Raw genomic sequence first — 6943 nt, 5'->3', positions numbered from 1 at the left:
CGAACTTGTCCCGCAATGCTCCCTTCCATTCCTGAGAAAGGATCGCACCATCAAACAATGGGATCAAACACTTAGGCCTGTCGAATATGATCTGGACGTGATCACCGCGATTGCAACGGCACACATTGGATTGCGCAGCGATCTTTCGCCGCTTTCGGTCAGGCACAAGTTGGGAGAGTCCCCCGAACGTATCTCCGTGCTGGCCGGAAGTTCAGTGTTTGTCGGAAAGCGAAGCCGCGTGCCAATCGTCAGCTTCGGTGGCCGGGTCAGCGGCTAGGCCTGCGGCTTGGATGGCATGGATCGCGCAATACTCGTCGCGGTCCGAGGCGTCACCGCTGATGCCTACCGCGCCGATGGTCATGCCGGTGTTGTCCTCGATCAGAACGCCGCCCGGGACGGGAATGAACCGACCGTCAGAGGCGGCGGCAATAGCGTTCTGAAAGCTGGGTCGGCTGGAGAGGTAATCGCGGATCGTGCGGCTGTTCAGACCCATGCCAAGCGCGCCATAGGCTTTGCCAAGCGCAATTTCGAAACGCAATAGGCCGGAGCCATCCTCGGATTTCATGCAGACCATGCGCCCGCCGCTGTCGAGAACCACCACGGTCAGCGGCTTCATGTTTTCGCGCCGGCCGATTTGAAGCGTGGTGGTGGCAATCTTCTCGGCCTTGGCGAGGGAGAGTGATGAGGCGAGTTTCATGGAAAGGGTCCTTTCTCAGCGCATCAGGTCGGGCAGCCAGGTGACGATTTCGGGGAAGGCCAGCAGGGCGATGATGGTGATGACGTCGGCCACGAAGAACAGGGCGATGCCCCGAAAGACAGTGGGCAAGGGAATATCGGGCCGGACCGCGCTGACCACGAAGCAGTTCAACCCGATGGGCGGGGTGACGAGGCAGATTTCGGCCATCTTCACGACGATAATACCAAACCAGATGGAATCGAAGCCCAGTGCCATCACCGCCGGATAGACCACTGGCAAGGTCAGCAGCAGCATTCCGATCGCATCCATGAACATGCCCAGAACGGCATAGGCCAGAAGAATGCAGATCATGATCACCATCGGCGGCGCGTCGATGGCAACGACCCAACTGGTAAAGGCCTCGGCAACGCCCGAGAAGCCGAGGAAGCGCACGAAGAGCGTTACCCCCCAGATCAGCGAGAAGATCATCACCGTCAGCTTGGCGGTCTCCATCAGGCTGGCGGCGATGGGGCGAAGCCCGGTGCCCTTGAAAAGCGCAACGGCAAAGACGATGCCGGCGCCAAGGGCGCCTGCCTCGGTGGGCGTTGCCCAGCCCTGGTAGATCGCCGAGATGATGATGAAGACCACCGCCATGATCGGCAGCAGCGGCGGCAAGGCGGCAAAGCGTTCGCCCCACTGTGCCGTCGGCACAGCGGGAGCATGGTCCGGTTTGGCCATCGCCCAGACGATGATGATTGCGGCATAGACCAGCGCCGAAACCAGGCCGGGCAGGAATCCGGCCAGCAGCAGGCGGCCCACGGATTCCTCGACGATGATGGCATAGATCACAAGGATTGCTGAAGGCGGGATCAGGGTGGCGAGCGTGCCGCCCGCGGCAACCACCCCTGCGGCGAGGCGCTTGTCATACCCGTATTTCAGCATCTCGGGGATGGCGGTGCGGGCGAACACGGCTGAGGTTGCGGTGGAGGCACCGGACACCGCCGCGAACCCGGCGGTGGCGAACACCGTCGATACGGCCAGACCTCCGGGCAGCCAACTGAGCCATTTGCGGGCCGCGTCGAACAGTTGCGATGTCATGCCGGCGTGAAAGGCAACAAAACCGATGAAGATGAACATCGGCAGGACGGACAGCGCGTAGACGGTCGATTTCGCGTGCGGTACGATGCCGATGACGCCAGCCGCCGGACCCCAGCCGATCAGCTCGACCAGACCCAGCAGCCCGATTGCGCTGGCCGCAAAGACGACGCGCACGCCCAGCACAACCAGAAAGATCAGCAGGCAGATCCCGATCAGCCCGACCAGCAGCGGATGCTGAAACCCAAGTCCGATAATCATGTCAGGTCTCTTTCGTGTCGAGCGCGTCTTGCGCTTCGTCGCGGGCAATATCTGCCGCGTGTTTCATCAGGGTCACGCCCTCCGGTGGGCAGGAGGGGTCGATGAAAAGCCGCATCGAGCCAGCGAGTTGTATGGTCAGCCGCAGAAACCACAGCGAGAAGGCCACCGGCACAATCAGCTTGGATGGCCAGACCGGAAACTCTGCGTCGATCGAGGTGTCACCAAGCTGGAACGAGCGCCAGAAATGCGCGCCGCTGTACCAGATCAGCACGCCGATGATCGCCATGCCGATCAGCGCGCCAATGATCTCGGCCCCCCAGAGCGCCCTCCCGTGCAGCTTGCCCAGCAGCAATTCCATGCGGATATGGGCGCCCATGCGTTGCGTATAGGCGGCGCCCAGAAAGGCCATGCCGCCCATCGACAGTTCGACCAGATCGACATAGCCGGTAATCGGCGCATCAAAGAGCGTGCGCAGCACGATCTGCGCGATGCCCAGACACATCAGGGCAAAGATGAACAGCGCGGCAATGAAGTTGGTGGCGTCTTCGACGGGGGCAAGCAGCCGGTCGGCGCGGGCCACGGGACCGCGGCGCGGGGAAAGATCTGTCATCGGGGGTCCGTTTCAAGAATTTCGGCGGCACCGGTGGCCTGGTGCCGCCGCCGGGGGGGGGTTACTGACCCGCAGCCTCTTGGGCATAGCCGAGATAGGCTTCCAGCACGCCCTGGGCGTCAAAATTCGCCGCGTTGTCGGCCACCCATTGATCCCAGATCGGCTTGCCTGCGGCCTGGCGGAAGGCGTCCAGTGCCTCGGCGCTGTATTCGACTTTATCGAGCGTTTCCTCGAACAGCTTAAGGTTCACCTCGTCCTGCGCGGCATAGGCGGCCAACTGTGTATCCAGGACCAGATCGCGGTTGTCCCAGAGCAGGTTCTGATAGGCCTCAGGCAGCGCCTCAAACGCCGTCTTGTTCAGCACCCAGCCGCATTCCGCGCTGCCGGGCGAGAGGTTGGCAGTGTACCAGTCGGCCTCTTCATTGATCTTGAAGGCCACATGGGCATAGGTGAACGGGAAGGCTGCCACATCGACGGTGCCGTTCTGGAAGGCGGTCAGGGTCTCGCCTGCCGACAGCGTCTGCTTGGAAGCGCCGAGCAGTTCCATCGCATCGCCCAGACCGCCGCCGGCGCGGACCTGAAGGCCGTTCCAGTCATCCAGAGTCTGCGGCGCCTCCCCCTTGCCCATCATTTCGAACTGCGGCAGCAGACCCGAGACGTAGGGAATGGCATTCCACTTTTCCATGTCGGCGACGATGGCCGGATGTTCGAACATCTTGGCGCGGATGGCGCGGTCGGCGGCCGGGCTTTCAACCGGCAGGAAGGGCAGCGAGAAGACCATCCAGGCCGGGTTCTTGCCGGGGTGGTAGAAGTTGCAGATGCCCGCGCCTTCGAAGGCGTTCAGCTTCAGCCCGTCGAGGTTTTCACGCGCCGGGCCAAGTTACTCGGCATAGAAGATGCGGATCTGGAACTTGCCGTCGGTCTCGGCCGCCACCTTTTCGGCCAATGCCTCCATGCCCGAGGTCAGGGCCCGCGGGTTGCCATACATGGAGATTTTCCAGAACACCGAGGGGCCGTCGACATTGGCGGCGGCCGCTGCGGTGCCAAGGGTGGTGGCCGCAAGCAGGGCGGCAGTCAGAAATTTGGTCGGGTTGGTCATCGGGTCTCCTCCCAAGAGATTGATGAAAATCAGGCGGTTTTTTCGGTGAATGCCTCGCGCAGCACGTTCTTTTGCACCTTGCCCATCGTGTTGCGGGGCAGTTCATCGAGAATGTGGATGGCGCGCGGGTGCTTGAACCGGGCAAGTTGGGGGCGCAACGCCTCCAGCAATGTTTCAGGGTCGGGGGTGGCGCCAGTGGCCGGGACAACGGCGGCAATCACCGCCTCGCCGAAATCGGCATCGGGTACGCCGACCACGGCGGATTCGCCCACACCGGGCAGGGTGTCGAGCAGAACCTCTATTTCCTTGGGGTAGATGTTGTAGCCGCCCGAGATGATCAGGTCTTTCTGCCTCCCGACAATCGACAGATAGCCTTGCGCGTCGATCTGGCCGAGATCGCCGGTTATGAAAAAGCCGTTTTCGCGCAATTCTTCAGCGGTCTTTTCCGGCATCCGCCAGTAGCCCTTGAAGACGTTTGGACCGCGCACCTCGATCATGCCGATGTCGCCGTCGGGCAGTGCCTCATCGGTCTCGGGGTCGGTGATGCGCAGATCGACGCCCGGCAGCGGGAAGCCGACGGTACCGGCGCGGCGGGCACCCTCGTAGGGATTGGAGACGTTCATGTTCGTCTCGGTCATGCCGTAGCGTTCGAGGATCCGATGACCGGTACGGCTTTCGAATTCCGTGTGCGTTTCCGCCAGCAGCGGTGCCGAGCCGGACACGAAGAGCCGCATGTGCGCCACCAGATCCTTGGTGAACCGATCGTCGTCGAGAAGCCGGGTGTAGAAGGTGGGCACGCCCATCAGCGCCGTGGCGCGGGGCAAGTCCTCGATGATGGCATTGATCTCGAAGCCAGGGTGGAACAGCATGGCGCCGCCGGTCAGTGCCACAACATTGACGGCCACGAACAGCCCATGAGTGTGAAAGATCGGCAACGCATGCAGCAGCACATCGCTGTCCGAGAATCGCCACAGATCGGCCAGCGCCTGGGCATTCGACAGCAGGTTGTCATGGCTCAGCATGGCGCCCTTGGAGCGTCCTGTGGTGCCCGACGTATAGAGGATCGCCGCCAAGGCGTCGGGGCCGCAGGGCAGGGGCACTTGGTCCGCGCTTGCGGCCTGTGCCCTAGTCATCAGGCTGCCCGCGCCCTGCGTGTCGAGGGTCAGCAGGGTCGTGCCTTGTGACAGCAGCGATGCAATCGCGTCTTGCTTGCCCGGATCGCAGATCACCAGTCCCGGCTCGGCGTCGCCGATGAAGTACTGAAGCTCGGAGGGTGTATAGGCGGTGTTGAGCGGCAATAACACCAGACCGGCGCGCAGGCAGGCGGCATAGATTGCCAGCGCCTGCGCAGACTTACCGGTTTGCACCGCGACCCGGTCGCCCTCTTCCAGCCCGAGATCGGCAAAGACATTGGCCATGCGCGCCGAAAGCGCGAGGAAGTCCCTATAGGAAAACACGTCGCCGTCGGGCAGGAGCAGGAAGGGGGCATCGCTCGTCGCGTGGAGTCCGAAAAGGCGGTCGAAGAGATGGTTGGTCATATCTGGATGCTCAGTTCTTTGTCTTGGCGGCATGTGATTTAAGCAGGTTGGCCAGCGCCCGGGTATGGGCGACGGAGCCGCTGGCCGAATGGCCCTCGATGTTGCGGTCGATCTGGTCGAGATCATAGAGATAGTTGACCATCGCCCCGCAGGACTGCCGCAGGCCGTTCTCGGACAGATCGGCGCCGAGATTGATCTCGTGCACCAGCGCGCCGTTGCCGAGGTGAAAGCGCGCCACCGGATCGAGTGGCCCGCCGCGCGGGTGCCTTTCCTCGATCAGGTAGTGGGCGACATAGCCACGTAGTGCATCTGCCCCGGCGGCACCGTCGCCGGCGGCTGCCATGGCGCGTGCCAGCGCGGCGGCGTCTGCCGCACCTTCGGGCAAATCGCCAAGCTGACGTTCAGCCCAGCGACGAAACCCGGGGATCGGCGAGAGGGTGACAAAGGTGGTCAGTCCGGGCAGGGCGGTCTTGAGGTCTTCGACCACCTGTTTGATCAGCGAATTGCCGAAAGAGATGCCGCGCAGCCCTTTCTGGCAGTTGGAGATCGAATAGAAGACCGCGGTATCGATCTTCTCGGGCGACAGCGCAGGCCTGTCTTCGGCCAGCACATCCTGGATGTTGCCCGCAATGCCCTCGGTCAGCGCAACTTCGACGAAGATCAGCGGCTCGTCCGGCATCGCCGGGTGGAAGTAGGCGTAACAGCGACGATCCTCGGGCAGAAGCCGCCGGCGCAACTCTTCCCAGCTGTTGATCGCATGGACCGCCTCGTAGGCGATGATCTTTTCCAGAATGCTGGCCGGTGTGTCCCAGGAGATGCGGCGGAGCACCAGAAAGCCCTGGTTGAACCAGGATCGGAACAGATGCAGGTAATCGAAGTCGATCACTTCAAGTTCGGGCGCATCGCGCATCGCGGCCAGAAGATCCAGGCGCATCGCCACCAGATCGGCGGTGGCCCCGGACACCCGGTTCAGCCGGCGCAGCAATTCCTGGCGGCGCGGCTCGGCGCAGGCAATGATCCGGGCCAGCGTGTCGGGCGATTTTTCTGCGGCGTATTTTGCCGCCAGATCGGCAAGCCGCGGGGCATCGATGTCGAAGTCCTGCGCCAACATCTGGAAGAAGGCGTATTTTTCTTCCGCGCTCAGTTCGCTGTATTTCGCCAGCAGGGCGCGCGAGACCTGGCTTGACTGCAGATCGCCAAGATCGGTCAGTAACAGATCGCATAACTCTCTGGGAGAGCGACGGTCGGACGGACGACTGCCCAAGCGCGGACGGGCCGTGATGGTCGAAAGTAGATCGACAAGATAGCTCGATTGGATTTTCTGCATGTCGACTTGGAGATTCGCGCTATAAAATCGATATTTTAACATGATTAGCATTTTTATCGCCAATAGAAAACAAAAATTGGCGGGGCGTGCATGAAATCGTGGCCGTGGCGATGGGAGAACGGGTCAGATTTCCGCGCGGCGGGGGCGGCAGAGCCGATTTCATTCATGAGGCCAATGCTGCCCACACAGTCGACCAAAGAAAAAAGGGCCGACGGATCGCCCCGTCGGCCCTTGTTTGCTGCATCACCACGGGCGACAATTCTGCCCGCCGCGTCTGGGCCTATTCCTGCATCGCATCCGGGGTTTCGGCCAGAAAGGTCCCGGTCTTTTGGTAGTG

At 62.1% G+C, this 6943-nt stretch carries 7 protein-coding genes and 1 pseudogene; all 8 read right to left on the bottom strand.

Translation table 11 applies throughout. The features are described 5' to 3' along the window. Nucleotides 1–211: 211 nt before the first annotated feature. Complete coding sequence (locus AB0T83_RS19970) at nt 212–697, bottom strand: GlcG/HbpS family heme-binding protein (protein WP_366194960.1); 486 nt, start codon at nt 695–697, stop codon at nt 212–214. A 15-nt stretch (nt 698–712) separates the two neighbouring features. Continuing rightward, on the bottom strand, nt 713–2032 hold the full coding sequence (locus AB0T83_RS19965; RefSeq protein WP_366194959.1) for a TRAP transporter large permease: 1320 nt from the start codon (nt 2030–2032) through the stop codon (nt 713–715). 1 nt (nt 2033) lies between these two features. Then, nucleotides 2034–2642, bottom strand: coding sequence for a TRAP transporter small permease (locus tag AB0T83_RS19960; RefSeq protein ID WP_366194958.1), 609 nt, complete (start codon nt 2640–2642; stop codon nt 2034–2036). 61 nt (nt 2643–2703) lie between these two features. Next, a pseudogene (locus tag AB0T83_RS19955) lies at nt 2704–3510 on the bottom strand (type 2 periplasmic-binding domain-containing protein); the annotation flags it as partial. A 12-nt stretch (nt 3511–3522) separates the two neighbouring features. Then, the gene (locus tag AB0T83_RS19950; RefSeq protein WP_366194957.1) at nt 3523–3741 is read right to left on the bottom strand and encodes a hypothetical protein; all 219 of its coding nucleotides are present in this window, start codon (nt 3739–3741) and stop codon (nt 3523–3525) included. A 29-nt stretch (nt 3742–3770) separates the two neighbouring features. Next, nucleotides 3771–5279 carry a malonate--CoA ligase gene (locus AB0T83_RS19945; RefSeq protein ID WP_366194956.1) on the bottom strand — a complete coding sequence of 503 codons (1509 nt, stop codon included), beginning with the start codon at nt 5277–5279 and terminating at the stop codon, nt 3771–3773. 10 nt (nt 5280–5289) lie between these two features. Beyond that, nucleotides 5290–6606: a malonyl-CoA decarboxylase gene (locus tag AB0T83_RS19940; RefSeq protein ID WP_366194955.1), complete on the bottom strand. Its 1317-nt coding sequence runs from the start codon at nt 6604–6606 to the stop codon at nt 5290–5292. Between the two features lie 53 nt (nt 6607–6659). Continuing rightward, nucleotides 6660–6943 (bottom strand): hypothetical protein (locus AB0T83_RS19935; protein WP_366194954.1); only part of this gene is annotated, 284 nt, incomplete at its 5' end.

Origin of the sequence: Meridianimarinicoccus marinus (genome assembly GCF_040689105.1) — a bacterium.
GTDB classification, from domain to species: domain Bacteria; phylum Pseudomonadota; class Alphaproteobacteria; order Rhodobacterales; family Rhodobacteraceae; genus Meridianimarinicoccus; species Meridianimarinicoccus marinus.
The sequence above is the reverse complement of the archived record's forward strand: the minus strand, read 5'-3'. Positions and strand labels throughout refer to the sequence as shown.

Bases quoted from the DNA above. Each gene is read 5' to 3' on its own strand.
- AB0T83_RS19970 (WP_366194960.1), bottom strand. From the start codon at position 697: ATGAAACTCGCCTCATCACTCTCCCTCGCCAAGGCCGAGAAGATTGCC.
- AB0T83_RS19965 (WP_366194959.1), bottom strand. From the start codon at position 2,032: ATGATTATCGGACTTGGGTTTCAGCATCCGCTGCTGGTCGGGCTGATC.
- AB0T83_RS19960 (WP_366194958.1), bottom strand. From the start codon at position 2,642: ATGACAGATCTTTCCCCGCGCCGCGGTCCCGTGGCCCGCGCCGACCGG.
- AB0T83_RS19950 (WP_366194957.1), bottom strand. From the start codon at position 3,741: ATGACCAACCCGACCAAATTTCTGACTGCCGCCCTGCTTGCGGCCACC.
- AB0T83_RS19945 (WP_366194956.1), bottom strand. From the start codon at position 5,279: ATGACCAACCATCTCTTCGACCGCCTTTTCGGACTCCACGCGACGAGC.
- AB0T83_RS19940 (WP_366194955.1), bottom strand. From the start codon at position 6,606: ATGCAGAAAATCCAATCGAGCTATCTTGTCGATCTACTTTCGACCATC.